21 protein-coding genes are annotated in these 25,190 nt (G+C 74.4%); 8 read left to right on the top strand and 13 right to left on the bottom strand.

The features are described from left to right. Window positions 1-7: 7 nt before the first annotated feature. Window positions 8-694 (top strand): 4'-phosphopantetheinyl transferase family protein, encoded by a 687-nt coding sequence (locus ABT023_RS25460; RefSeq protein ID WP_350888911.1) that lies wholly within the window; start codon window positions 8-10, stop codon window positions 692-694. A gap of 50 nt (window positions 695-744) precedes the next feature. Here the strand turns inward: ABT023_RS25460 and ABT023_RS25455 are convergent, their stop codons facing one another. Further along, window positions 745-2,139 (bottom strand): class I adenylate-forming enzyme family protein, encoded by a 1,395-nt coding sequence (locus tag ABT023_RS25455; RefSeq protein WP_502890757.1) that lies wholly within the window; start codon window positions 2,137-2,139, stop codon window positions 745-747. A 437-nt stretch (window positions 2,140-2,576) separates the two neighbouring features. On the opposite strand from ABT023_RS25455, the gene ABT023_RS25450 reads away from it, so the two are divergent. Next, a complete protein-coding gene (locus ABT023_RS25450) occupies window positions 2,577-6,152 on the top strand; it encodes an nSTAND1 domain-containing NTPase (RefSeq protein WP_350888909.1) in 3,576 nt (1,191 codons plus the stop codon). Between the two features lie 51 nt (window positions 6,153-6,203). Here ABT023_RS25450 and ABT023_RS25445 read toward each other — a convergent pair whose 3' ends face one another. The 9 genes from ABT023_RS25445 to ABT023_RS25400 are packed head-to-tail and all read right to left on the bottom strand — an operon-like array spanning window position 6,204 to window position 14,254. Next, window positions 6,204-6,524 (bottom strand): antibiotic biosynthesis monooxygenase family protein, encoded by a 321-nt coding sequence (locus ABT023_RS25445; RefSeq protein ID WP_161683984.1) that lies wholly within the window; start codon window positions 6,522-6,524, stop codon window positions 6,204-6,206. After that, window positions 6,521-7,810: a beta-ketoacyl synthase N-terminal-like domain-containing protein gene (locus ABT023_RS25440; protein ID WP_350888908.1), complete on the bottom strand. Its 1,290-nt coding sequence runs from the start codon at window positions 7,808-7,810 to the stop codon at window positions 6,521-6,523. Before ABT023_RS25440 ends, ABT023_RS25445 begins: the two co-directional genes overlap by 4 nt. Further along, window positions 7,807-9,081, bottom strand: coding sequence for a beta-ketoacyl-[acyl-carrier-protein] synthase family protein (locus tag ABT023_RS25435; RefSeq protein WP_350888907.1), 1,275 nt, complete (start codon window positions 9,079-9,081; stop codon window positions 7,807-7,809). The genes ABT023_RS25440 and ABT023_RS25435 overlap by 4 nt, the downstream gene beginning before the upstream one ends. Further along, complete coding sequence (locus ABT023_RS25430) at window positions 9,078-9,512, bottom strand: cupin domain-containing protein (protein ID WP_350888906.1); 435 nt, start codon at window positions 9,510-9,512, stop codon at window positions 9,078-9,080. Before ABT023_RS25430 ends, ABT023_RS25435 begins: the two co-directional genes overlap by 4 nt. Next, window positions 9,505-10,233, bottom strand: a complete 729-nt coding sequence (locus ABT023_RS25425) for an SRPBCC family protein (RefSeq protein WP_350888905.1) — start codon at window positions 10,231-10,233, stop codon at window positions 9,505-9,507. The genes ABT023_RS25430 and ABT023_RS25425 overlap by 8 nt, the downstream gene beginning before the upstream one ends. Then, a complete protein-coding gene (locus tag ABT023_RS25420; RefSeq protein ID WP_350888904.1) occupies window positions 10,233-11,669 on the bottom strand; it encodes an acetyl-CoA carboxylase biotin carboxylase subunit in 1,437 nt (478 codons plus the stop codon). Before ABT023_RS25420 ends, ABT023_RS25425 begins: the two co-directional genes overlap by 1 nt. A 13-nt stretch (window positions 11,670-11,682) precedes the next feature. Continuing rightward, window positions 11,683-12,120, bottom strand: coding sequence for an acetyl-CoA carboxylase biotin carboxyl carrier protein (gene accB, locus ABT023_RS25415; protein WP_350888921.1), 438 nt, complete (start codon window positions 12,118-12,120; stop codon window positions 11,683-11,685). A gap of 11 nt (window positions 12,121-12,131) precedes the next feature. Beyond that, window positions 12,132-14,039 (bottom strand): acetyl-CoA carboxylase carboxyltransferase subunit alpha, encoded by a 1,908-nt coding sequence (locus tag ABT023_RS29185; RefSeq protein ID WP_502890756.1) that lies wholly within the window; start codon window positions 14,037-14,039, stop codon window positions 12,132-12,134. After that, complete coding sequence (locus tag ABT023_RS25400; protein WP_350888903.1) at window positions 14,036-14,254, bottom strand: hypothetical protein; 219 nt, start codon at window positions 14,252-14,254, stop codon at window positions 14,036-14,038. Before ABT023_RS25400 ends, ABT023_RS29185 begins: the two co-directional genes overlap by 4 nt. Before the next feature lie 422 nt (window positions 14,255-14,676). Between ABT023_RS25400 and ABT023_RS25395 the strand changes: the two genes are divergently transcribed. From ABT023_RS25395 to ABT023_RS25375, 5 genes are all read left to right on the top strand, one after another. Next, a complete protein-coding gene (locus ABT023_RS25395) occupies window positions 14,677-15,489 on the top strand; it encodes an AfsR/SARP family transcriptional regulator (protein WP_350888902.1) in 813 nt (270 codons plus the stop codon). Window positions 15,490-15,671: 182 nt separating this feature from the next. After that, complete coding sequence (locus ABT023_RS25390) at window positions 15,672-16,022, top strand: TcmI family type II polyketide cyclase (RefSeq protein ID WP_350888901.1); 351 nt, start codon at window positions 15,672-15,674, stop codon at window positions 16,020-16,022. Between the two features lie 15 nt (window positions 16,023-16,037). Continuing rightward, window positions 16,038-17,387, top strand: a complete 1,350-nt coding sequence (locus ABT023_RS25385; protein WP_350888900.1) for an FAD-dependent oxidoreductase — start codon at window positions 16,038-16,040, stop codon at window positions 17,385-17,387. Window positions 17,388-17,665: 278 nt separating this feature from the next. Further along, on the top strand, window positions 17,666-18,928 hold the full coding sequence (locus tag ABT023_RS29180) for a helix-hairpin-helix domain-containing protein (protein ID WP_502890755.1): 1,263 nt from the start codon (window positions 17,666-17,668) through the stop codon (window positions 18,926-18,928). A 452-nt stretch (window positions 18,929-19,380) separates the two neighbouring features. After that, window positions 19,381-19,590, top strand: a complete 210-nt coding sequence (locus tag ABT023_RS25375) for a hypothetical protein (protein WP_350888920.1) — start codon at window positions 19,381-19,383, stop codon at window positions 19,588-19,590. 248 nt (window positions 19,591-19,838) lie between these two features. Here ABT023_RS25375 and ABT023_RS25370 read toward each other — a convergent pair whose 3' ends face one another. After that, entirely contained in the window at window positions 19,839-21,356 is a 1,518-nt protein-coding gene (locus tag ABT023_RS25370; protein WP_350888899.1) for an MFS transporter, read from the bottom strand. A gap of 97 nt (window positions 21,357-21,453) precedes the next feature. On the opposite strand from ABT023_RS25370, the gene ABT023_RS25365 reads away from it, so the two are divergent. Next, window positions 21,454-21,963: a MarR family winged helix-turn-helix transcriptional regulator gene (locus ABT023_RS25365; RefSeq protein WP_350888898.1), complete on the top strand. Its 510-nt coding sequence runs from the start codon at window positions 21,454-21,456 to the stop codon at window positions 21,961-21,963. Window positions 21,964-22,252: 289 nt separating this feature from the next. Here the strand turns inward: ABT023_RS25365 and ABT023_RS25360 are convergent, their stop codons facing one another. Beyond that, window positions 22,253-22,858, bottom strand: coding sequence for a hypothetical protein (locus ABT023_RS25360; protein WP_350888897.1), 606 nt, complete (start codon window positions 22,856-22,858; stop codon window positions 22,253-22,255). Window positions 22,859-23,112: 254 nt separating this feature from the next. Next, window positions 23,113-25,080 carry an APC family permease gene (locus ABT023_RS25355; protein ID WP_502890758.1) on the bottom strand — a complete coding sequence of 656 codons (1,968 nt, stop codon included), beginning with the start codon at window positions 25,078-25,080 and terminating at the stop codon, window positions 23,113-23,115. Window positions 25,081-25,190: the final 110 nt, after the last annotated feature.

Raw genomic sequence — 25,190 nt, 5'->3', positions numbered from 1 at the left:
TCTTTCCGTGAGCCAGTCAGCGGTGCCCGGTCGGGACACCGTGTACGTGTGGTTCGGCCGTACCGCCGGCGATCGGCCGGAGGCGGCCCGGCGGCTGTTGCGGCGCGCGGGTGGCACGCTGCTCGGCCGGGCGGAGGCGGAGATCCGGGTGGGGCGCGACGCCGCGGGGCGGCCGTTCGTCCACGCCGGTGACGCGGCCGTGCTGCCGGTCAGCGTGAGTCACGCCGGCGACGCCGTAGTGGTCGCGGCCCGCCGCGCCGGCCCGGTCGGGGTCGACGTGGAGACGCGCCGGGAACTGCCGGCGGTGGCGCTGGCCCGCCGCTGGTACGGCCCGGAGGAGGCCGCGTGGCTGGCCGACCGGCCCGCCGAGCGGCGTGCCGAGGCGTTCCTGCTGCTCTGGACGGCCAAGGAGGCCGTCGGCAAGGCGCTCGGCCGGGGGTTGCGTGACGGCGGCCTGGGTCGGCTGATGCCCCGGCCCGACGGGCCGGGTGGCCTGCTGCGCCCGGTCCCCGGGCCGGGCGGCCTGCGGGTCGGCCATCCCTGGCCGGCCGGTGACGCCGCCGGTGACCGGGTCGCCGTCGCGGCCCCGACCGGCGGCCCGGCGCTGTTCGACGCCGTGGCGGGGCCCGGCGGCCTGGTGCTGGCGGTGGCGGTCGGCGGGCCGGTCGACGGGGTAGAGATCGTCGCCGACTGATTGATCAGTCAGGGTCGAGGGCGCGACGGAGAACCGCCGGAGCGGGCTGTTCACGGCGTGGCCGCCCGCAGCGCCTGGGTCGAACGGACCAGCTTGCCGGTGGTGGTCCGGGGCAGCCGGTCGAGCAGGTGCAGCGTCCGGGGCCGCTTGTAGCCGGCGAGCCGCTCGGCGAGCAGCTTCTCCAGCGTCTCCTCCGACAGCGGCCCGTCCGGCTGCACGTACGCGGTGATGCCGTCGTCGTAGACCACCACGGCGGCGCCGACGCCGGGCAGCCCGGCGAGGGTCGCCTCGACCTCGGTGAGGTCGACCTTCATCCCGCCGACGGAGACCTGGGAGTCGAGCCGACCGCGCACGGTCACCAGGCCGGTGTCGGGGTCGACGGTGCCGGCGTCGCGGGTGTGCAGCCAGCCGTCGGACCAGCGGTCCGGGTCGGAGAGCCCGACGTAGGGCGACTCCGGGCAGCTCACCCAGAGCTCGCCGGTGGCGGACTCGCGCACCTCGATGCCGGGGGCGGGGGCGATCGCCGGGCGGTGCCGGCCGTGCAGGTCGGTGCCGATCACCCCGACCTCGGTCATCCCGTACATGTTGCCCAGCGGCACCCCGAACCGGTCGGTGAACGCGGCGACGACGGCCGGCGGGACCAGCTCGCCGCCGGTCGTCATCCGCTTGAGCTGCGGCAGCGGGCCGGTCGCCCGGGTGGAGGCCAACAGTCCGATGTGGAAGGGCACGCCGAGCACGGTGGCGGGGCTGTCGTCGGCGGCGACGGCGGCGAGCACCGCGTCGCCGCTGAGCCGGTCCGGCGCGACCAGCGTGATCCGGGCGTGCAGGCCGTAGAGCAGGCCGCCCACGAGGCCCAGCACGTGCACCATGGACGGCAGCAGGATGATCCGCTCCCCGGGCAGCGCGACCCCGTCGATCCGGGTGTAGCGGCGCACCTCGGCGACGAGCGAGGCGGCGCTGCGACCGATCACCTTGGACGGTCCCGTGGAGCCGGAGCTGAGCTGGATGACCGCGTGCGGGCTGCCGGCCGGCCGGTCCGAGTGGGCGGTGACGCCCTCGGTCACGTCGACGAAGACCTTCAGCGCGCCGGCCCCGGTGCGCACCGGGGCCACCACGACCTGCGGGGTGAGCCGCTCCAGGGCGCGCTCCACCTCGTGATCGGTGAGCCGGTGGTCCAGCAGGACGGCCTGCGCGCCGCTGCGCCAGGTGGCCAGCAGGTTCACCACGTACGCCAGCGACGGGGGCAGGCGCAGCGCGACGGCCCCGCCGGGGCGCAGCCCGCCCTCGGCGAGCCGGGTCTGGGCCTCGCCGACCAGCCGGCGCAGGGTGCCCCGGTCCACCGGGTCGGGCAGGCGAAAACAAACGTCGGTCGACGGGCCGGACAACAACACTTCGTCAACCCAGGCAGCATCGTCTACTGTGGTTTCTTCTGCCGAACGATCCATGCTCACTGTGATCTACCGCCCAGCATCGAAAAGGGCACAACGCCCAATATGGTGCATCTTTCGGAGTGCTGACGGAACACTACGACAAGCGCCGAGACCATTACTAGATGCGAATGGCTAGATCAAAAAGGTCGGCCGGCCCGATTGCCGGTCGGCCGGTTCGGCGGGCAGGATCGGCCGCGACGCGGCGGCCGGCGGCAGCCTGCCCGCGTACACCCGGCGTCCGGCGGGGGCGTGAGCCTGCCCGCCGGGAAGCGGGCCCACCGGGGCGGCAGCCTGCCCGCCGCACGGGCCCGAGGCCCCGGCAGCCCTCCCGCCGCCACGGCCACGGGGCCCCGGCCCGGCCTCGTCCCCGTGGCGGCGCGGACCCGGCATGATGGTCGGAGGGCCGCCGCCGGCCCGGCCCCTGCCGATCGACCGACGGGAACGGGTTGACCGTGGACGGAACGCGCCGCCTCCCGATCGAGGCCGCTCTGGTCCGCCTCTGGAAGGGCGACATTCCGGTCGGCGCCGGCTTCCTCGCCGGGCCGAGTCACCTGCTCACCGCCGCCCACGTGGTGGCCACCGCACTCGGCTGCCCGGCAGACGGCGACGCGCCCGCCGACGCGGTCGAGGTGGACTTCCCGCTGCTCGCCCCGGGCCGCCGGCTGACCGCCGAGGTCGTCGCCTGGCAGCCGGTCGCCCCCGAACACACCGGCGACGTCGCCGGGCTCCGACTGCTCTCCCCGCCCCCGACCGGGGCGAGGCCGCTCACCTTCGCCCGGCACCGCAGCCTCTCCGACGCCCAACTGGTCATGGTGGGTTTCCCGGCCGCCCTGAGAATGGGCGGCTGGGTGTACGGCCGCACCGGCGGCGCGGTCGCCACCGGCTGGGTGGAGATCCTCAGCGACGACCGCCGACCGTCCACGCTGGAGAAGGGCTTCTCCGGGTCACCCGTGTGGGACACCGAGGTCGACGCCGTGATCGGCATGGTGGTGCAGAAGGCCAGCGGCACCCCGCCCCGGATCGGCTACCTGCTCCCCACCGACCGGCTCCTGCCGGCCTGGCCGGAGCTGGCCCGGGTCGCCGAGGGCGAAGCCCCGTTCCGGGGGCTGCGGGCGTTCGGCGAGCAGGACGAGGCGCTCTTCTTCGGCCGCACCGAGCAGGCGGAGCAGCTCGCCCGGCAGGCGCTGTCCGTGCCGGTGCTATGCCTGGTCGGGCCGTCGGGGGTCGGCAAGACCTCGCTCTTGCACGCCGGGGTGCTCGCCCGGCTGCGCCGCACGCCGCGCCTCGCCGTCGCCGTCCTGCGCCCCTCGGACGCGGCCACCGGGCTGCACGCCCTCGCCCTGGCGCTGGACCGGCTGACCGACCCGGACCCGGTGGACGGGACGGCCACCGCCGTCCGGAACCCGGTCGACCGGGTGGACCGGGTGGCCGCCCTGGCCGCCCGGCTGGCCGACGGGGGCAGGGCCGACGTGCTGGCGGTCGCGCTCGCCGCCACCGACGCCGACCGGCTGGTCCTCGTGGTGGACCAGTTCGAGGAGGTGCTCGCCCAACCGGAGGCCGCCCGCCGCGCCCTGACCGACGCGCTGGGCGCGGCGCTGCGCCCGGGGGCGCGGGTGTCGGTCCTGCTCGCCCTGCGGGACACCTTCCTCGGGGCGTGCCTGCGCGACCCGACGATGACGGAGCTGACCGCCCGCTGGCTGCCGGCCACCGTCGCCGAACTCAGCCCGTCCCAGTTGCGCGAGGTGGTCACCGGCCCGCTGGCCCGGGCCGGCACGGTGAGCGCGCAGGCCGGGCTGGTCGACCGGATCGTCGACGACGTGCGGGACGCGCCGAACGCGCTGCCCCTGGTCCAGTTCACCCTGACCGAGCTGTGGCAGCGCCGGCACGCCGGGCTGCTCACCCACCGGGCGTACGACGAGCTGGGCGGGGTGCGGGGCGCGCTGGCCGGCTACGCCGAGCGGGTGTGGGGCAACCTCGACCCGGTGGCCCGGAGCGCGGCGGAACGGCTGCTGGTCCAGCTCACCCGGCCGCTGCCCGAGTCCGGGCTGGCGGTGCGCCGTACCGCCGCCCTGGCCGACCTGGACGACGCGCAGCTCGCGGTCGCCCAGCGGCTGGCCACCACCCGGCTGCTGGCGCTGCGGACGGCCGGCGCGACGGCCGGCGTCGAACTGGCCCACGAGTCGCTGGTCACCGGGTGGGAGCGGCTGCGCGCACTCACCGACCGGCACCGCGAGTTCCGCACCTGGCAGGAGATGCTGCGGCTGCGGATGACCGGCCCGCCGGCCGGCGACGCGGCAAGGCGGCGGCTCACCGGCGCGGACCTGCACGACGCCCGGCGCTGGGCCGGCACGCACGGCGACCAGCTCGCCCCCGCCGAGCGCGCCTTCGTCGCCGACAGCCTGCGCCGGCGCAACCGGCGGGTCCTCGCGGCCCTCCTCGTCCTGCTGGTCGTCGTGGGCGCGGTGGGGGGCGCGTGGCGCACCACCGCCGAGCAGCGCGCCGAGATCGCCGCCGCCGACCTCGCCAGGAAGGCCGGCACTCGGGCGGACGTGGACAGCTACGGGGCGAACCAGCTCGCGCTGCGGGCCTGGCGCACCGACCCCGACGTGTCGTTCAAACTCAACACCCCGGACTGGTACGAGGGGGTGGACGCGCTGCTGCCGCACTACGCGGGCACGCGGAGCACCAGGGCGCAGCCCACCCCCAGCGGCGCGTCCGGCGAGCCGCCCACCGGCGAGTGGTTCGGCAGCGACCTGTCGCAGCAGCTCAGCGCCGACGGCACCCGCCTGGTCACGCAGGACGCGGCGCTCCGCCCCGCGCTGTGGCAGCTGACCGACGCCGTCCGCCGCGACGGCACGATGACCTCGGTGGCCCGGACGGGCGTCGTCGCCGGCCAGCCCGTGATCAGCCGCTCCGGCCACCGGGTGGCGTTCGTCCAGACGGTCGTGCCCGTCCTGCGGACGGGCGCGCCGGTGGACGACGAGGGGCTGCCGAAGCCCGACCCGGCCGACTACCCCGCCTGCCGGCCCTCGTCGCTCGCCGACGCGCTGGGCTGCCTGGTGGTCTACGACACCGGGTCGCACCGGGTGAGCCTCGCGGTGCCGCTGGGCGGGATGGCAGCCGCCCTGCGGGTCCGGTCCGTCAGCATCGACCCCACCGGGGAGGTGCTGGCCCTCGTGACGCCGGCCAGCAGAAAGCCCGGCGACCCGGGCGCGGACCTGAACACCGTCGTCCTGTACGACCTGCGCACCGGGGCGGAACGCGGCCGGGTCACCCTGGCCTGGCGCAGCACGGTCGTCAAGCTCTGGCTGGGCCCCGGCGGGCGCAGCGCGCTGCTGGTCGAGGCGCCCCCGGGCGACGGCGGCACGCTCGGTACGCGGATCGCCCTGTCCGCCGCGGACCTGACCGGGGCGACCGCCCGGCGGGTCCTGGTCGACGGGATCAGCGACGTGGCGATGAGCGCGGACTGGAGCACGGTCGCCGCCACCACGCGGGACCGGACCAGCGACAACGCCCGGGTGAGCGTCCTGGACACCGCCTCGCTGCGCCCGAAGGCCCCGGTGATCGACCTGCGGCCGGAGGAACGGAACGGGTCCGTCGCCCTGGACGCGACCGGGTCGACCCTGCTGCTGTCCTGGCGGCGCGACCTGCTCAGCGCCACCGCCAGCGACATCCGGGAGCTGTCCACCAGCTCCACCCCCGAGGTGAGCGTGTGGTCGCTGCCCGACGGGGCGCGCTCCGGCGAGCGCCGCACCCACTCCGGCGAGTGGAAGGCGGTGCTGCCGCTGGGCCGGGGCCTGGACGGGCCGGTGGCGGTGCTGGACAGCAGCACGATCGGCGTCGCCCTGCCGGCGGCCGGGAAACCGCCGCCGCTGCGCCGGCTGGCGGACACCGCCGGCACGCGCCGCCACTCCGTCGACGACGTGATGGACCGGCTCTGCGGGCTGCTGGCCGACCCGGACACCGACGACGCCGTACGCGAACTCGCGCCGGACGACGCCCACCAGGGAAAGCTGTGCCCGGGCTGAGGCGGGGCCGGTCCCGGCCACGCCCACCGGCCCGTCCCGCGTGGGCTCCGATCACGCCAGGGCGGGCGTCTGCGCGTAGACCAGGAAGCGCAGCGACAACTCCTCCTCGCTGAAGCACTCGCGCAGCGGCCGCACCAGGTCCCGGTGCTGCGCGCTGCGCTCCCACGCCTCGAACGCGGCCAGGTTGACCCACTCGCTGGTGATCAACCACTGCTCCGGGTCGGCGGCCGAGCGGCACACCTGGTCCACCAGGTGCCCCGGCGTCCCCTCGGCGACCAGGTGCCGGATCGACTGGTACGCGCGGAGGAAGTCCCCCGTGCGCTCGTCCGGCACCCGCACCAGGAACACCACCCGGGCCCGCTGTTCGATCATCCGTCCGCTCCTCTCGTCATGCCGGGCTCGGCCGCCCGGCGGGGTTGTGGCGCCGGGCGGCCCGCCGCGCCGCGCAGCACCAGCACGCTGTTGAAACCGTCGAAGCCGCGCGCGCCGACGAGCGCCACCCGGGAGGCGGGCCGGCGCGGCTCGCGCAGAAAGTCCAGGTCGCAGCCGTCGGCGGGGCGGTCCGGGCCTGCGGAGGCGGGCAGCGTGTCGTGCGCGAAGGCGAGCAGGGCCGTGGCCACGTCCAGCGCCGCCCCGCCCTGGTGGGCCCGGCCGGTCAGCGGCTTCTGGGTGGTCACCGGGACTCCACCCGACCCGAACACCGCGCGCAGCGCGTCGGCCTCGGCCCGGTCGTGGCGGGGGGTGCCCAGCGCGTCGGGCAGCACCACGTCCACGTCGTCGGGGGCGACCCCCGCCCGGTCCAGGGCCAGCCGCATCGCCCGCGCGTACTGGGCGGGGTCGCCCGCCGAGTCGGGGCCGGTGTGCGCGGCGTCGTGGGTGGACCCCCACCCGGTGACCTCCCCGTAGACCCGGGCGCCCCGGGCCAGGGCATGCCCCAGCTCCTCCACCACGAACACCGCGCCGCCCTCCGCCGGGACGTACCCGGCGGCGTCGGCGTCGAAGGGCCGGTACGCCCGCTGCGGGTCGTCCTCCGCGCTGAGCAGCCCGGAGGCGAGCTGACAGGCCAGCGCGTACGGGCTCAGCGGACACTCGGTGGCCCCGGCGATCACCACCGGGGTGCCCCGGCGCACGGTGCGCACCGCGTGCGCGAGGCTGTCCAGCCCGCCGGCGGACTCGCTGACCAGCACCCCGCACGGGCCCTTGAACTGGTGGTGGATGGAGAGCTGCCCGACGCTGGCCGCGTAGAACCAGGCGATCGACTGGTACGCCCCGACGGTGCGCGACGGGCCGCCCCAGAGCCGTTGCAGCTCCCGCTGGCCGAACAGGTTCCCGCCCGAGGAACTGGCCAGGGTGACCGCGTATCCGTACGGGTCCGGGGCCTGCTCGGGCAGCCCCGCGTCGGCCAGCGCCAGCCGGGTGGCCGCGAACCCCAGGTGGGTCCACCGGTCGGTCTGCACCAGCCGTCGGTTGTCCGCCCAGGTCAGCGCCTCGAAGCCGGGCACCTCACCGGCGAGCCGGGTGGGGTAGGACGCCGGGTCGAACAGGGTGATCGGGCCGGTGCGCCGGGTCCGCGTGGACACCGTGGACCAGTGCGCGTCGGCGCCGACGCCGCTCGGGGCGACCACCCCGATGCCGGTGACCACCGCCCGGGCGGTCACCCGGCCACCGCCGGCGACAGCCGGCGGAACAGCATCGCCGACTGGAAGCCGCCGAAGCCGCTGCCCACCGACAGCGCCACGTCCACCGGCAGTTCCCGCGCCACGTTCGGCACGTAGTCCAGGTCGCACTCCGGGTCGCGGGTGGCCCAGTTGGCCGTCGGCGGCACCACCCCGTACTCGACGGCCAGGGCGCAGGCGGCCATCTCGATGGAGCCGATCGCGCCGAGCGAGTGCCCCACCATGGACTTGATGGAGCTGATCGGCACCCGGTGGGCGGCCTCGCCGAGGGCCCGCTTGAACGCCGCCGTCTCGTGCCGGTCGTTCTGCCGGGTGCCGGAGCCGTGCGCGCTGATGTAGGAGACCTGCTCGGGAATCAGCCGGGCCTGCTTCAGGGTGGCCGAGATGGCCAGCCCCATCTCCAGCCCGTCGGGGCGCAGCCCGGTCATGTGGTAGCCGTTGCTGCGGCTGGCGTACCCGGCCAGCTCGCAGTAGACGTGCGCGCCCCGGCGGCGGGCGTGCCCGTACTCCTCCAGCACCAGCACGGCCGCGCCCTCGGCAAGGACGAAGCCGTGCCGGTCGGCGTCGAACGGGCGCGAGGCGTGCGCCGGGTCGTCGTTGTCGGGGCTGGTCGCCTTGATCGCGTCGAAGGAGGCGACGGTGACCGGGGAGATGGGCGAGTCGGCCGCCCCGGCCAGCACGATGTCGGCCTCGCCGTCGGCGATGAGCTGGTGGGCGTACCCGATGGCGTCGATGCCGGAGGTGCAGCCGGTGGAGATCACCTGCGCCGGGCCGTGCAGCCCGTGCCGGCAGGCCACGTCGGCGGCCAGGCTGCTGGGGATCAGGGCCTGGTACAGGTACGGCCCGCCGCGCGCGTGGTCGACGAGCCAGCGGCTGCCGGAGTCGCTGACGGCGACGTACTCCTGTTCCAGGGCCATGGTGCCGCCGACGGCGGTGCCGAGCACCACCCCGGCGCGGTCCCGCTCGGCGTCGGTCAGCTCCAGGCCGCTGTCGGCGACCGCCTCGATCGAGCACGCGAGGGCGAACTGCACGTACCGGTCGGCGCGGCGCCGCTCGGCCTCGGTGAGCCCGGCGGCGACCGGGTCGAAGTCGCACTCGGCGGCGATCCGGGAGCGGAACGGCGACGGGTCGAAGAAGCTGATCCGCCGCGTCGCCGTGCGCCCCTCGGTGATCGTCTTCCAGAACCGGTCCCGGGTCGCGCCGCCCGGGGCGACCACCCCGATGCCGGTCACCACCGTGCGGCGCGCGGTCACGACGCGCCCCGCTGTTCGGCCAGTTCGGTGTCGACGTGCCCGAGCTCCGGGCGGGGCGCGAGCGGACCCAGGTGGAACACCACCTCGGCCGGCTCGGTGCCGGTGTTGCGCAGCCGGTGCCGGACGTTGACCGGCACGAACAGGGACTCGCCGGTGGCCAGCGGCACGGGGCGGCCGTCCAGGTCGACGGTGATCGCCCCGCGCGTCACGTACAGGAACTCCTCGCTGTAGGGGTGGTAGTGCTCGGCGATGCGCTCCCCCGGTGCCAGGGCCGCCACCCCCATGAACCCGGAGGTGCTGCCGACCGTCTTCGGGCCGAGCAGCACCCGCAGCTCGCCGCCGCGGCGCCGGTCGGCCGGCACGTCCCGTCCGGCGACGGACCGGTGTGCCGGTACGCCGGCCGCCGGCCGCTGGTCGGTGGTCTCACTCATCGTCGCCTCCGGTGGTGGTGGAGCGGATCCCGGCCGCCCGCTCGATCCGTTCCTTGATCACCGCGAGCTGGACGCGGCTGTTGGCGTTGATCCGCGCGGTCATCCCCGCGTTGTCCAGCGGCGCCTGGGGGCGCATCGCGAAGTCCTGCACCCAGGTCATCCGGGTGCCGTCGGGCTCGGTGTCGTAGCGCCAGTGGATGCGCATGTATTCGAACGGGCCGGTCTCCACCCGGTGCGCCCGCACCTCACGGTTCTCCCAGTCGGTGGTGCGTTCGCTGACCCAGCTCCACACCGTGCCGTTCTCGTCCGGGTGCATGGTCAGCCGGAACCGGACGGTGCGGCCGTCGCGTTCGAGGATGTCCGCCGCGGCGTACTCGGTGAACAGGTCCGGCCAGTTCGCCACGTCGTTGGTCAGCTCCCAGACCAGCGGCAGGGGTGCGGCGATGACGATGCCGTTCTCGGTGTGCCCGGGCGGGTCGGTCTCCCGGGCGACCAGGTCGGCGACGGCGTCGATGCTCAGCTGCCCGGCCTCCTCCGGGATGCGCACCCGGTACCGGTCGGCGAGCACGGCGGACAGTTCGAGCAGGGCGAGCGAGTCCATGCCGAGTTCCTCCAGGGACGCGGCCGGTTCCCTGGCCGCGGCCTCGGCGTCCAGGCCGCAGTGCGCCACCAGGATCTCGGTGATCTCGGTGGTCAACGGTCGGCCGTGGGTGACGGTCATCAGTTCCTCCTCTGGTCGGGGCCGGACGGCACGGCGCCGTCGGCGGTCGGGGCGGCGGCACCGGCCGCGGCGTCGTCGGCCGGGTCGGCGGCCCGCAGCAGCCGGTCGACCAGGCCGGTCGAGTAGCGCCCCTTGCGGAAGGCGGCGTCGTCGAGCACCCGCCGGACGAAGGGAATGGTGGTCCGCACACCCGGCCCACCGATGTCGAACTCGTCGAGCGCGCGTTCCAGGCGGTCCAGCGCCAGTTCCCGCTCCGGCGCCCACACCGCGACCTTGGCGAGCAGGGAGTCGTAGTGGGGGCCGACGACGTAGCCGGGTCGCCCGTGGGTGTCCACCCGGGTGAACGGCCCCCCGGGCGGGTGGAACCGGTCCAGCCGGCCGGGGGTGGGCGCGAACCCGCGGTCCGGGTCCTCCACGTTGACCCGGCACTCCACCGCGACGCCGTGCGGGCGGACGTCGGACTGTCGCATTCGCAGCGGCACCCCGGCGGCGATGTGCAGCTGCTCGTGCACCAGGTCGATCCCGGTGATCATCTCGGTGACCGGGTGCTCCACCTGGATCCGACAGTTGATCTCCAGGAAGTGGAACCGGTCGGCGTCGTCCACCAGGAACTCCACCGTGCCCGCGCCGGTGAAGCCGACCTCCAGCACCCCTCGGAGCGCGGCCCGCTCGATGCTGTCGACGACGGACGCCGGCAGCGACGGGGCGGGCGCCTCCTCCACCAGCTTCTGGTGCCGGCGCTGCACCGAGCAGTCCCGGGTGCCCAGGTGCACGCCGTTGCCGTTGCCGTCGCAGAGCACCTGCACCTCGACGTGCCGTGCGTCGGTCAGGTACCGCTCGACGTACACCCGGTCGTCGCCGAACGCGGCCTGGGCGGCGGCCCGGGTCCGCGCGTACGCCCGGGGCAGGTCGCCCGGGGTGTGCACCACGGTCATGCCCCGCCCGCCGCCGCCGGCGGCGGCCTTCACGATCACCGGGTAGCCGACCTCGGCGGCGATCTCGGCGGCCCGCTGCGCCGTCGGCAGGGTCTCCACGCTGCCCGGGGGCAGCGGCAGCCCGGCCCGGCGCATCCACGCCCGCGCGGTGGCCTTGTCCGCCAACGCGGACATCACCGGCGGGGGCGGGCCGATGAACGTGAGCCCGTTGTCAGCGCAGATCTCGGCGAAGTCGGCGTCCTCGGAGAGGAACCCGTAGCCCGGGTGCACGGCCTGCGCCCCCGTGCGCCGGGCCGCCTCCACGATCGCCGCCGCGTTCAGGTAGCTGCGCCGGGCCTCCGCCGGCCCGATCCGGACCGCCTCGTCGGCCAGCCGCACCACCGCGGAGTCGGCGTCGGCGCTGGAGTAGACGGCCACCGTCCGCACGCCCAGCTCCCGGCACGCCCGCAACACCCGCAACGCGATCTCGCCCCGGTTGGCGATCAGCACCTTCTCGAACATGTCCCCACCCGACCTAGGCCGGTTCCAGCGCGACCAGCGGCTGGTCGTACTCGACCGCCGCCGCGTCGTCGGCGAGCACCGCCGTCACCCGGCCGGCCCGGTCGGCCGTGACCTCGTTCATCAGCTTCATCGCCTCGACGATCCCGACCACCTGACCGGGCCGGACCAGGTCCCCGACCGCGACGAACGGCGCGGCGCCGGGTTCCGGCGCGCGGTAGAACGTGCCGACGATCGGCGACCGCACGACGGCACGGTCGGTCTCCCCGCCCGGCGCCGCGGCCTCGGCGCGCGGGTCGGGTGGGCCGGGCGTCTGCTCCGCCGCCCCGTGCCACTCCACCTCCAGGGCGGTCTGCCCGCTGCTCAGCCGCACCCGGCGCACCGGACCGGTCAGCTCGGCGGCGAGGGCCCGGGCGTGCCGGCGCAGCCCCGCCAGCACGGCGTCGTCGGGCATCGTCTCGGCGTTCACCGGCCGACCCCCGTTGTCGCGCCCGCGCCGCCGGTCCGGGCCGCGCCGTACCGGCGGAACCGCTGTCGGCGGCGGCGCACCAGCGTCGCGGGCGGCACGTCGAGCAGCGGGGTCAGGTTCGCCAGCACCGCCCGGCGCAGCAGCTCCCCGGCGGCCTCCGGGTCCGCGTGGGCCGCCGGTTCCGGCTCCGCCACGACGTCGTCGGCGATGCCGAGCGCGCACAGGTCCGGCGCGGTCAGCCGCAGCGCCCGGGCGGCCAGCGGGGCCGAGGAGCTGTCCGGCCAGAGGATCGCGGCGCACCCCTCGGGGCTGATCACCGAGTAGACCGCGTGCTGGAGCATCAGCACCCGGTCGGCGACCGCGAGGGCCAGCGCCCCGCCGCTGCCGCCCTCACCGGTGACCACCGCGACCACCGGCACCGGCAGGCTGCTCAGGGTGAGGATGTTCTCGGCGATGGCCGCCGCCTGTCCCTGCTCCTCGGCGCGTACCCCGGGGTCGGCCCCGGGGGTGTCGACGAGGGTGACCACCGGCAGGCCCAGCCGGGCCGCGAGCCGCATCAGCCGCAGCGCCTTGCGGTGCCCGGCGGGGCTGGCCATCCCGAAGTTACGGGCGACGAGCTCGGCGGTGTTGTGCCCCTTCTGGTGGCCGATGACCATCACGTACCGGTCGCCGAGCCGGGCCAACCCGCCGACCACGGCCGGGCAGTCGGCGCCGAGCCGGTCTCCGTGCAGCTCGACGAAGCCGTCGAACGCCATGTCGAGGTAGTCCAGGGTGGTCGGTCGGCCCGGGTGACGGGCCGTCCGCACCGTGTCCCACGGGTCACGCGCACCCGCCCGGTCCCCGTCGCCCCGGATCCCGTCGGCCCGGATCCCGTCGCTCCGGCCAGCCGCCGCGCGGTCGTCCGGAGCGCCGCTGAGCCGGCCGGGCGGTGGGTCTCCCCCGGCGCGGCCGTCCGGCGCGTCGCCCGTGGCGCGGCCCGGCGGGGCGGCGAGCCCGGCGCGGCCGTGTCCGGCCGGCCCGGCGGCCGGCTGGCGGGGCATCAGTTGCCCGGCCTCCGGCCGGCACACCAGCCGCCGGTCCGCCGCACGCCGGTCCGCACGGGCCGAGCGGGCCGCCGCGAGCAGCACCAGCAGCCGTGCCCGCAGGGACCGCCGCTGCACCACCATGTCGACCTGACCGTGCCGCAGCAGGAACTCGGCGGTCTGGAACCCCTCGGGCAGGTCGCGCCCGGTGACCTGGCGGATCACCCGGGGGCCGGCGAAGCCCATCCGCGCGCCGCTCTCGGCCAGCACCACGTCCGTGTTGGTGGCGAACGACGCCGCCACACCCCCGTACGTCGGGTCGGTCAGCACGCTCACCGTCAGCAGCCCCGCCTCGCGCAGCGCCGCCACCGCCTGGCTCACCGTGGCCATCTGCATCAGCGACAGGGCGCCCTCCTGCATCCGCGCCCCGCCCGAGGCGGTGACCAGCACCAGCGGGACGCCGTCGGTCAGCGCCCGCTCGGCGGTACGGGTGATCAACTCGCCGACCACGCAGCCGAGGCTGCCGCCGAGGAACCGGAAGTCCATCACCGCGAGCGCCACCGGGTGACCCCCGATCGTGGCCGTGCCGCAGACCACCGCCTCGGGCAGGCCGGTGCCGGCCCGGGCCGCCACCAGCCGGTGCGGGTACGGCAACACGTCGACGAAGCCGATCGGGTCCACGTCGTCCGGACGGTCCGGCAGGGCGGCGAAGGACGACGGGTCCACCAGCTGACGCAGCCGCTCCGGCGCGCCGAGCCGGACGTGCGAGCCGCACTCCGGGCAGACGTCCAGGTTGCGCCGCAGCCGCTTGCGGTAGACCAGGGCCTCGCACCCGTCGCAGCGCGACCAGAGCTGCTCGCCATGGCCGATGGTGGCGGTCACGGCCGCCGCCCGGCTGTCGGCTCCCAGCGGTGGCAGCAGCCCGCCGCCGCCCCCCGGCCCGGCTGCCCGGAATCCTCCGGGCGGACGTGGCGGTCGTACGGCCGGCACGGCGGCCGGTGACGGGACTCGGCCGGGCGCGGCAGCTTCGTCGCGCCGGGCCCGGCGAAGACCCCGGCGGCCGGGGCCACCGGGGCGACAATCAGCGAACGATCCATGGACGTGCCTCCCTAGGGCGCGTGGCGGACGTGGCCTGGCCCGTTCGTCACGCGGGACGACTGCCGCCACGGTGCGCGCGCCGCCGTCACAGCGGCGTCACCACCAACCCCCCACCGAACACGACCTGCGGTGACGGTGCGTTGATGCAAGCTGTGAATAATCCATGCCGCACCTTTGAATCACCTGACGGTGACGACAAGTTTTCGCAGTTGGGAAGGTGTCAATCAGGTGACACGGCCCGCGCCACCACAGACAGCATGTTGACTCACCGTAATCACTGGGGTTAATCTCCGAGAGGGCCAGCCCGGTGGTCGCGGCGCTCGGTCCGGTGCCTTGTGGAGCCACCGGCAACAGTGGCGTCCCGGGCACGCCGCACCGGGACACGACAGTCCGGACGAGGTCCGGTGCAGGGGGTGCCGCCGTGACCGCTGATCCGCCCACGCCGACCACGGAGGACGGCCCCTCCCCACAGGTCTCGCTGCACCTGCTCGGCGGCTTCCGCCTGCTGCACGACGGAACCCCGGTCGTCGTCCCCCGCGGGCTGCAACGGGTCCTCGCGCTGATCGGGCTGCGCCCCGGAGCCACCCGCAGCCACCTCGCCGGCCTGCTCTGGCCCGAGGCGCCCGAGGAGCGCGCCCTGTCCTCCCTGCGGACCGCGCTCTGGCGGCTGCGCCAGGACCCGTGCTGCCCGCTGATCACCACCGGCGACACCGCGCGCCTGCACCCCCACGTCGGGCTCGACGTCGACGAGCTGACCACCACCGCCGCCCGGGTACGCGACGGCGACGACCCGGGCACCACCAGCGCCGCCCGCACCGCCGGCCGACACGACCTGCTGCCCGGCTGGTACGACGACTGGGTGCTGCTGGACCGGGAACGACTGCGCCAGCTACGGCTGCACATGCTGGAACAGGTGGCCCGCAACCACATCGCGGCGGGCCGGCACGGCGAGGCCCTGGAGGCCGCGCTGGAGGCGATGTCGGCCGAACCGCTGCGCGAGACGCCGCACCGGCTGGTGGTTCGCATCCACCTCGCCGAGGGCAACGTGTTCGAGGCCGTGCACGCCTTCTACGCCTACCGTGACATGCTCCTGCGGGAGCTGCGCCTGGAACCGTCCCCGGCGATGTCCGCCCTGCTGCACGACACGCTGGCACCGATCCGGCGGGCCACCCGGCCGGCCGCGCCCGAGCCACGCCGCGAGCCGCTGCCCCGCACCGGCCCCCGCCCGCGCTGACCCGCGCCGGCGTTGGCCGACCCGTTCCCGTTCCCGGCTGGCACCGCCCCGCACCGACGGTCCCGTCACCGTCGCCACACGCACAGTGACGGCGACGTGACAGGGCGGCCGGCAAGGTGGGCGGCAACGGTGCACGCGGTCACCCGACCTGATCCAGGAGCACCACCGGCGGGAGGGGTCCCATGAGTCGTCTACTTATCGTCAGCCGGATCATCCCCGGCGCGGAAGGCCGGGTGGCGCAGATCTTCGCCGAGGCCGACGCGACGGAACTACCGGGCCTCACCGGGGTCCGGCACCGCTCCCTGTACTGCCTGCACGACCTGTGCGTACACCTGATGGAGACCGAGGACGTCGACCCCGGCGTCCTCGCCGAGGCGCGCAGCCACCCGTTGTACCTCCAGGTCAACGAGCGACTCTCCGCGCACACCTCGCCGTACCTGCCGACGTGGCGCTCACCGCGCGACGCGATGGCCGGATGCTTCTACAGCTGGGACGCCACCTCGTCGGTCAGCGCGACCGGCACGGCCGGCTGAACCGGAGCCGGCCCCGTGTCAGCCAAGGCACCACACGTACTGGTCATCGGGGCCGGCACCGGCGGCCTGTGCCTGGCCCACGGGCTGCGCCGGGCCGGCCTCGACGTCTCGGTGTACGAACGCCACACCACCCGCGCAGACGGCCTGCTCGGCTACCGCGTCGGCATCAGCCCCACCGGCAGCAGGGCGCTGCGCGAGTGCCTGCCGCCGGAACTGTTCGACACCTTCGTCGTCACCTGCGCCCGCGCCCCCCGCTACTTCAACGTCATCACCGAGCGGCTGCGCCGGACCGCGTCGTTCGAGCTGCGACCGGACAACCATCCGGTCGACACCGAACGCTCCGTCGCGCGGATGACCCTGCGCCAGGTGCTGCTCACCGGCCTGGAGGACGTCGTCCACTTCGGCCGGACCTTCACCCGGTACGAACAACGCGACGACGGCACCGTCACCGCCCACTTCGCCGACGGCAGCAGCGCCACCGGCGACCTGCTGGTCGCCGCGGACGGCACCCACTCCGCGGTCCGCCGCCAGTACCTGCCGCACGCCGCCGGCCGGGACGCCGGCACGATCAACATCGCCACCCGGATCCCGCTGACCGACCACACGCGCGAGCTGATCCCGGAGCGGCTCCAGCAGGGCATCTCCCTGATCTTCGGCGCCGGTGGAATGATGGGCGTGCTGCACGTGATGGAGTTCAAGTGGGACCGCCACGGCGAAATCAAGCCCGGGGTCTCCGACGCCGACGCCGCGCTGTTGCGCCGCTGGCCGGGCCTGCGCCACGACACCACCCGCGACAACATCAACCTCATCGTGTGGAGCACCGCCCGCCGGTTCCCCGCCGACATCATGCGGCGACGAGGCGACGAACTGGTCGAGGTCGCCCAGGAACTCACCCGCGGCTGGCACCCGCAGCTACGCGAGTTGCTGGCCCGCTGCGACCCGGGCAGCGCCCTGCCGGTCAAGGTGTCCACCGCCGAGCCGGTGCAGCCGTGGAAGAGCAGCACCGTCACCCTGATCGGCGACGCGATCCACAGCATGACCCCGGGCCGCGGGGTCGGCGCGAACACCGCCCTGCGCGACGCCGCCCTGCTCAACCGTCAGGTCAGACTGGCGGCCTCCGGCGACAAGACCCTGGTGCAGGCCGTCGCCGACTACGAGGCCGAGATGATCCCGTACGGCTTCGCCCGGGTCGCCGACTCGTTGCGCAGCAGCGGCACCAGCGGCGACGACGCGCTGTACCGGCCGGTGATCGGCCGGCTCGCACTGCTCGGGGCGCGCAGCTACTTCGGCGTCACCAGCCGGGTGCCCGCGCTGCGCCGCAGGTTCGTCGACGACTTCTACACCTACCGCGGCGAGGCCGACTGACCCAGCCCGCGCGGGCCCGGCACCATCCTGCGGTGCCGGGCCCGCGCTGTCCGGGTCCGTTCGCGTGCCCTCGGTGGACGACGGGGCCGGCGACGCGGCGGAGCGCGGACGCCCCGCCGCACCACGTTCAGTCACCCCGCCGCGACCCAGGGTGCGAAGCATCCCACCAGCGCTGGAAGCCACGGTCCTCCCTGCCGCCGACACGGCGCGTGTGCGAAGCTGCGACGGATTTTTCTCGCGACTTTTCACCGACCACACTCATAAGAGGGAGGTTTGTTGTGCCGTCGACTTTCGGGCAATGGCTGATCGTGATCCTGGCTCTGCTGCTGGGCGCGGCGGCCGGATGGGTGCTACGCGGCCGGCAGGACGCGCCGGCCACCGTTACGCCCATCGTGGAGGGCGACCCCGTCGCCGGGGTGGCCGTGGTGTCCGGCCCGACCGCCGAGGCCACCGTCGACACGCACCGGCCGGAGGCGATCGTGGCCCCGGCCGAGGCCCCGGCCGCCGTGGTCGACCCCCCCGCCCCGGAGACCGCCGAGGCGACCCGGCCGGGCGCGGTCCTCGCCGACAAGGACCCGACCGTCTTCGCCCCGGCCGACACCGCCACCACAGGGGTTCCCGCCGACGCCGAGCCCGGCCCGGCCCCCGCCTCCGCTCCTGCCACCGACCCGAGCTCGGTGGACGCGGTCACGACCGACGCGCTCTCGGCCGACGCTACCCTCGACAACGGAACGCCGAAGGCCGAGCCGTTCGTCGACGAGGGCCGGACGGACGACGAGGCCAGCCCGGCCGCGCCAGAAACCCCGGCCCGCACCGAGGCCGCGCCTGTCGAGGCCACCCACGCGGAGGCCGTACCGGTCGAGGACGCCCCGGTCGAGGACGTCCCGGTCGAGGACGTCCCGGTCGAGGACGTCCCCGCGCAGGTGGCTCCGGTCGAGGCCACCCTCACCGAGCCCGCTCCCGTCGCGACCACGCCTGCCGGGGTCACGGCGGAGGAGCCCGCTCCCGTCGCGACCCCGGCGGCTGAGGATGCTCCGGTGCCGGCCGTTGAGGAAGAGCAGGTCCCGGTTGCGGTCCCGGCAGTCGCCAAGCCGCTCGTTCCGGCCCCTCGGGCCGCCGCCGACGACGCCGAGCCGAGCCCGGCTGTTCCCGGCGACGCCGAGGCGGCCCCGGCTGTCTCCGGCGACGTCGAGGCGGCCGGAGTCGAGTCCCGGGACGGCATCGGGGAGACCAGCCCGTCGGCCCCGGACGCGGCCCCCGTCCCCACGCCGTCAGCCGGTTCCGAAACCGCCGACGACTTCCGGCGCATCCAGGGCATCGGACCGAAGATGGCCGCCGCGCTCCAGGACGCCGGCATCCGCACCTACCGGCAGCTCGCCGACCTGAACGAGGCCGCGCTGCGGGACACGATCCGCGCTGCCGGCCTCCGCGGGACGTCGAGCCTGGCCACCTGGCCCCAGCAGGCCATGGTGCTCGCGGGCGCCCCGGCTGAGGCCGACCGGGTCCTCCCCGCACCGGTCGGCGCCGACGACCTGTCCTGACCGACGACGCCGGTCGGTGGTCCCGCGCGGGGCCACCGACCGGCGCGCGGCCGACCGTTCCTCGTCATCACGGCACTGCTGGTCGCCGGCACCATGTTCAGCCTCAGTCAGCCGTAGGCGGGGCAACCCGGCCGCCTCCGGCTGACGGCCCACGCAGGCCCGGACGACGGTCGGTCCGGGCGGTCCTGCGTTTTTCCCGGTCGGCCGGGCCGACCTGGGGCGCGGGGTTGTCCGCCCGGGGTGTCGCAGTTCCGCCCCGACGGCCTGCCGGCCCTGCTCACCGCCGCCCTCGGGGCGCTTCCCGCCGGCGCCCGGTCAGCCGGGCAGCCCACCCGGCGCTATGACTGAAATCGGACAACCGTCCCGCCCGCTCGGCCCGGACGCCGTTTAGCCGATCGCCGCGGATGGGTACAACGGTGCCACCTCGACCTACCACAACCCGGGAGGAAGCCATGCGGCGTGGCCCGTCGATTTTGGGAATCATCCTTGTCATCTGGCTCGTCATCGGCGCGATCGCCGCAGGCCAGCGTGGCTACTACAAGGGCGACGACACGAACTGCGCCGAGGCGGGCACCATCCTGGTGACCATCGTGGCCGGTCCGCTGAACTACATCGGCGCCAACCCGAAGGTCGACTGCGACCTTCCCGAGCCGTCCAAGTAAGATCCGCTCGCCCCGGCCCGCGCCCCCGCCCCGGCGGCGCGGGCCGTTGTATGCCCGCCCGCCCCGGTCCCGCCCTCCCGGGACGGGGGCCGAGGTGTCCCCCTGGTCGGGCGGGACACCTCGGCCAGAGCGTCCTAGGAGGCCAGCTCGGAGATCACCCTTGGCGTGACTTCATCGAGGGCGGTCCTGCGCGCGGTCCGTCAGGGCCGGCCGGGGGCCGCTTGTCGTGCACGGTCCCCGGCCGGGGCTCACACGGTGAGGTGCTGCTTGGTGCCGGAGCCGTCGGAAGTTGCCTCGGGGGTGATGCCGTGCTGCTCTTCTTCGGGGCGGCCCTTCTTGGGCAGCAGGAAGGTGATCGCGAGGAAGACCAGCAGCAGGCACGCCTGGACGATCAGCGCGCGGTGAAAGCCGCCGGTGAAGTCACCGGTCTTGGCCTGGGCGAAGAACACCGAGCCGAAGACCGCGACGCCGATGGAACCGCCGACCGCCTGGACCGCCGACAGGACACCGGAGGCGGATCCGATCTCGTCGTCGTCGACCGCCGCCAGGATGAAGCTGAACAGGGCGGCGATCACCATGCCGGCGCCGACGCCCGTCACCGTCACGCCGGGAACGATGTCCCAGATCGAGAACGAGGCGGCATCAAGGCCGTCGAGCTCGAACCACAGCACGGCCGCGCCGGCCAGTTGGACCAGCGGTCCGATCTGCAGCACCTTGCGGCCGATCTTGTCCGCGAGGAACGCGCCGCTGACCGCGCCGCCGATCGCAGTTCCCACCGCGAGGGGCAGGTTGCCCAGTCCCGCCTCACCGGCGGTGAAGTGCTGGCCGATCTGGAGGAACAGGGTCAGCACGAGCTGGGCGCCGATGAGCCCGCCGAAGAACAGGGCGATGCCGCCGAGCCCGACGGTGAAGGCCGGCTTGCGCAGCAGGCCCGGGGTCACCAGCGGCTCGCGGCCTGCGGCGGCCATGCGGCGCTGCTGGAGGGCGAAGAGAGCGAAACCGATCACCGAGGCGGCCATGGACAGCCACGTCCACAGCGGCCAGCCGTTCTCCTGCCCCTGGTTCAGCGGCAGCACCAGCAGAGCGCAGGAGATCACGACCAGGGCGGCGCCGGCCATGTCGACCCGTACCGTGTGGTCGCCCGCCTTCTTGGGCACGAACTTCGCGGCGACGATCAGTGCCGCGATGCCGATGGGCAGGTTGATCAGGAATACCGACCGCCAGCCCAGGCCGAAGAAGTCGCCCTCGATGAGGAAGCCGCCCAGGACCGGGCCGATGATGCCGCCGAGACCGAGGACGGGTCCGAAGATCGCGAAGACCCTGGTGAGCTCGGGGCCGGAGAAGTTCTCCCGCAGCAGACCCAGGCCCTGGGGCAGCAGCATCGCTCCGGCGGTGCCCTGTAGCAGGCGGAAGGCGATCAGCGACTCGATGTTCGGCGCGGCCGCGCACAGCAGCGAGGTCGCGGTGAAGGCCGCCAGGCCGATCAGGAACGTCCGGCGCCGGCCGTAGCGGTCGCCGAGCCGGCCGCCGAGCACAAGCCCGGCGCCCAGGGTGAGGGCGTAGCCGCCGATCACCCATTGCAGTCCGACGGACCCGGCACCGAGGGACTGCTCCAGGTCCGGTCCGGCGACGTTGACGATCGAGGCGTCCAGGAGATCCATGATCTCCGCGACGATCATCACTGCCAGGATCAGCCATCGCCACCGGTAGGGCTCGGTCGTCTCGTCGGGGGTGGGGGACGGGTCACGCACGTCAGATGCCTCCATGGTGAAATAGTTCCACCGTGAAGGTAAAGTGGTGGCGGGTAGGTTGTCAAAGCGGGATGACCGTGCGGACCGCGTGACAGGAGAGAAGGGCGGAGGCATGGAGGAGGCAGTACGCCACGGTGTCCCGGAGCAGCGTGAACGGCTGATGGAGTCGCTGAGGATCTACGGCGGCCACTACGCCGAGCTCAGCCGGCGCTTCGCCGCCTGGCTGGGCCTGCACTCCACGGATGCGACCGCGGTCCTGGAGATCGCCTCCGCCGAGGAGCGCGGCACCCCCCTGTCACCGGCGCGGCTGAGCGAGCGAATCTCCCTGTCCACGCCGGCCACCACCGCGCTGCTGAACCGTCTCGAATCGGCCGGGCACATCACCCGCGCCCGCGAGCACTCCGACCGGCGCATCATCACGCTACGCAGCGGCGGGCACATCCAGGAACGGGCGGACGAGTTCTTCGGCCCGCTCGCCCACCGCCTCGACGCCGCGATGTCGCCCTATCCGCCCCAGTTCCTGGAACAGGTCGAAGCGTTCATGGCCGACCTGAACACCACCATGGACAGCCACCTCGCGGAGCAGGACCCGGTGCCACCACGCTCCCTCCGCACCCCCTGATGGACGAACTCCCTGACCGGCTTGCTCCCCGCCGCCGCCCGGCCGGCTTCCCCTCACCCGCTCATCCTCCTGGGGCCCCGGTGAGGGCGAGGCGCCGGCATGAGGGTGGTCCGGGAAGCCCCGAAGCCGCGCCAGTTCCTCCGCCGAGAACACATCCTGAGTCGCCACGAACCCACCGCCCGGGCATCGACCGTCACCAACCGGACGGCGAGCTACAGCTCGTTGCAGAGCTTGATCAACCCTCAGTTCCTAGCGAGTTGTTTTTGGTCCGGAAACTACGGACGGGCCGTTAGGACAGACCGGTCTGCTCCCAACTCCGTACGGGCAGCCGCCCGGCCACCTGAAGCACGAGGATGGTGGAGAAGATGGCGGCGGCCATGCCGAGGGCCCAGACCACTGCGAGGCCGATCCGGGGCGCCACCTCGACGCCGTCACGGAGAAAGACGTACCCGATGGTCCAGCCCAGGGCGAACACGCTCGTCGCTACGAAGGTGAGCAGCAGTGGCAGCGCAGAACCCAGGAAATGCGGACTGCGTGGCTGCCGCTGTCGAAGCCACACTTCCCAGCCAAGGCCGCCCGGAACACGGCCGCTGAGCTCATCCGTGATGTACTCGGCTATCCGCAGCGTGCCGAAGTTCTGGGCTACCAAGCGCCCACACAGCAGGTACGACGTGAACGGCATGATCAGCAGGAGAGCGGTCATCCCGGGGCGGGAGATGGCGAAACCAAAGATCGCTGCGGAGACGGTGAGCTGCAAGGAGAGCAATTGCTGCTGCGCCTTGACGCGCTCCTGAATCTCCTGCCGAAGCGCGGAGAACTCAGCGAGTGGGCCCTCGTGTCCGTCATTTGCTGCCGCTGTCGGCTGGCCATCGACCAGCGTGGGTTCCGATCGCATGCCCGTGACGGTATGACCTGACCGCCACCGGGAAACCAGCAGGCCAAACAAGGCAACCGGAATCCGTTCGGCCCCTAAAAACAAAGCTCGACGCGATGCTCGGCCCGACCGACGACGGCGGCCTTTCGACAGATGCGGAGGGAGCGACCCTGGCGGCCTGTCAGGAGCGCGTGCTGGAACTGCTCGGAACTGTCCGACGGGACAGGGCGGCCGTGCCACACGGTGGTCTCCGACGGCGGTTCGCCGCCCCGCCGTCAGCCGCCGACGTGGATGCCCGGACGGCGGGACGGGTCCGGCTCGGACTTGCGGATGATCTCCCGCACCACGGGCGGGGTGTCGCCCCGGCCGAGGATCAGGTACCGCAGCAGGTGGGCGATGGGGTTGCCCTCGGACCACTCGAAGTGGGCGTGCGGGCGTACCCCGGTGGCGTCGCGCAACGCGAGCAGGATCGCGGCGATCGCGTTCGGCACGGCCGGGCTCGCCGCACGCAGCACCCGGAACCCGCCGGCCTCCACCCCGTGCACCCGCAGCACCCGGCTGAACTCCGACGGGTCGACCACGTCGATCTCCAGGAACAGCACGTCGGCGGCACCCGGGACCGGGTTCATGCCGCGCTGCGCCCGCTCCTTGACCCGGTACTCCTCGACCGTGCCGCTGTCGCGCTTCTTGGCGATCAGGTGCAACCGGCCGTCGTGGGCCAGGGACTCGGCGACGAACCGGCGGGCGTCGTCGTCGAACTCGATCCGCTCGGCGCGCAGCTCGGTGGTGCGGGTGACCCGGGAGATCAGCGAGACGGCGACGATGCCGGCCACGAACATGCCGGAGATGGCGATCCCGTCCGGTTTCTCGATCACGTTCTCGGCCAGGGCGTAGAGCAGCACCGCCGTGAGCACGGCGAAGCCGGCCGCGGCGGACCGCTGGCGGGCGCGGGCCGCCGAGGCGGTCACCGCCACCGCGCCGGAGACCATCATCGCCAGGATGCCGGTGGCGTACGCGCCGGCCTGGGCGGTGACGTCGGCGCGGAAGGCGACGGTGATGGCGATGCTGATCAGCGTGTAGACGATCACCACCGGGCGCACGGCCCGCCCCCACTCCGGGGCCATCCCGTACGTGGGCAGGTAGCGCGGCACGATGTTGATCAGCCCGGCCATCGCGGAGGCGCCGGCGAACCAGAGGATCAGCACGCTGCTGACGTCGTAGGCGGTGCCGAACCCCTCACCGAGGCGCTCATGGGCCAGCCAGGCCAGCGCCCGGCCGTTGGCCGCGCCGCCCGGCTGGAACTCCCGCGCCGGGATCAGCACGGTGGTGACGAAGGTGGTGCCGACCAGGTACACCGACATGATCAGCGCGGCGGTGGTGAGCAGCCGGCGGGTGTTGCGGATCCGGGCGGCCAGGCGTCCGGCGGCGTCCGGGCCGTTCCCGCGCACCAGCGGCATCATGCTCACCCCGGTCTCGAAGCCGGAGAGCCCCAGCACCAGCAGCGGGAAGGCCAGCGCCGCCGGGCCGACCACGTCGGCGATCCCGGTGCCGCCGGCGGTCAGCGCGGCGGACCAGTCGCCCACCGTGTCCGGTTCGGCGGCGATCTGCGCCAGCCCCGCCACCACGATCACCGCGTTCAGTGCGAGGAAGACCGCGACCAGCGGGATGGCCACGGTCACCGCCTCGCTGAACCCCATCAGGAACACCCCGCCCAGCACGAGCAGCAGCACCACGGTCACCGCCACCGCCGCGAGTTCGCCGCGCGGGGCGGACGACGGCAGGTACGGGTTCTCCAGCAGGTGGACGGTGGCGTCGGCGGCCGACAGGGTGATCGTGATGATCCACGACGTGGCGACGAAGCCGAGCAGGACGAGGACGAAGATCTTGCCGCGCCAGAACGGCAGCAGCCGCTCCAGCATCGCCACCGAGCCCTGCCCGTGCGGGCTCTCCCCGGCGACCCGCCGGTACATCGGCAGCATCCCGAACAGGGTCAGCGCCACGATCAGCAGCGTTGCCAGCGGGGACAGCGCCCCGGCGGCGAGCGCGGCGATGCCGGGGAGGTACGACAGGGTGGAGAAGTAGTCCACCCCGGTCAGGCACATCACCTGCCACCAGGGGTGGGTCTTCGCCTGCGCCTCCCCGGCCTCCGGCCCGACCGGCTGTACCCGGTGCTGGAACAGCCAGCGGCGCAGCCGGCCCACGGGCTCGTCCCGGGGGGCGGGACGCTCGACGCACTCCGGGATCGCCGTCGGGCCGGGGCCGCCGCGTCCGCCCAGGCGCGGGTCGCGGGCGGCCCGCTCGGCCCGGCTCGGCTACTGGGGCGGCCCGTCACCCGGGCCCGGGTCGCGCGCGT

Source organism: Micromonospora sp. NPDC002296 (genome assembly GCF_040296145.1).
In the GTDB taxonomy this organism is placed as follows: domain Bacteria; phylum Actinomycetota; class Actinomycetes; order Mycobacteriales; family Micromonosporaceae; genus Micromonospora.
This window is presented reverse-complemented; position numbering and strand designations above follow the sequence as displayed.

Bases quoted from the DNA above. Each gene is read 5' to 3' on its own strand.
- ABT023_RS25455 (WP_502890757.1), bottom strand. From the start codon at position 2,139: ATGGATCGTTCGGCAGAAGAAACCACAGTAGACGATGCTGCCTGGGTT.
- ABT023_RS25445 (WP_161683984.1), bottom strand. From the start codon at position 6,524: ATGATCGAACAGCGGGCCCGGGTGGTGTTCCTGGTGCGGGTGCCGGAC.
- ABT023_RS25430 (WP_350888906.1), bottom strand. From the start codon at position 9,512: ATGAGTGAGACCACCGACCAGCGGCCGGCGGCCGGCGTACCGGCACAC.
- ABT023_RS25425 (WP_350888905.1), bottom strand. From the start codon at position 10,233: ATGACCGTCACCCACGGCCGACCGTTGACCACCGAGATCACCGAGATC.
- ABT023_RS25420 (WP_350888904.1), bottom strand. From the start codon at position 11,669: ATGTTCGAGAAGGTGCTGATCGCCAACCGGGGCGAGATCGCGTTGCGG.
- accB (WP_350888921.1), bottom strand. From the start codon at position 12,120: ATGCCCGACGACGCCGTGCTGGCGGGGCTGCGCCGGCACGCCCGGGCC.
- ABT023_RS25400 (WP_350888903.1), bottom strand. From the start codon at position 14,254: ATGGATCGTTCGCTGATTGTCGCCCCGGTGGCCCCGGCCGCCGGGGTC.
- ABT023_RS25390 (WP_350888901.1), top strand. From the start codon at position 15,672: ATGAGTCGTCTACTTATCGTCAGCCGGATCATCCCCGGCGCGGAAGGC.
- ABT023_RS25375 (WP_350888920.1), top strand. From the start codon at position 19,381: ATGCGGCGTGGCCCGTCGATTTTGGGAATCATCCTTGTCATCTGGCTC.
- ABT023_RS25370 (WP_350888899.1), bottom strand. From the start codon at position 21,356: ATGGAGGCATCTGACGTGCGTGACCCGTCCCCCACCCCCGACGAGACG.
- ABT023_RS25365 (WP_350888898.1), top strand. From the start codon at position 21,454: ATGGAGGAGGCAGTACGCCACGGTGTCCCGGAGCAGCGTGAACGGCTG.
- ABT023_RS25360 (WP_350888897.1), bottom strand. From the start codon at position 22,858: ATGCGATCGGAACCCACGCTGGTCGATGGCCAGCCGACAGCGGCAGCA.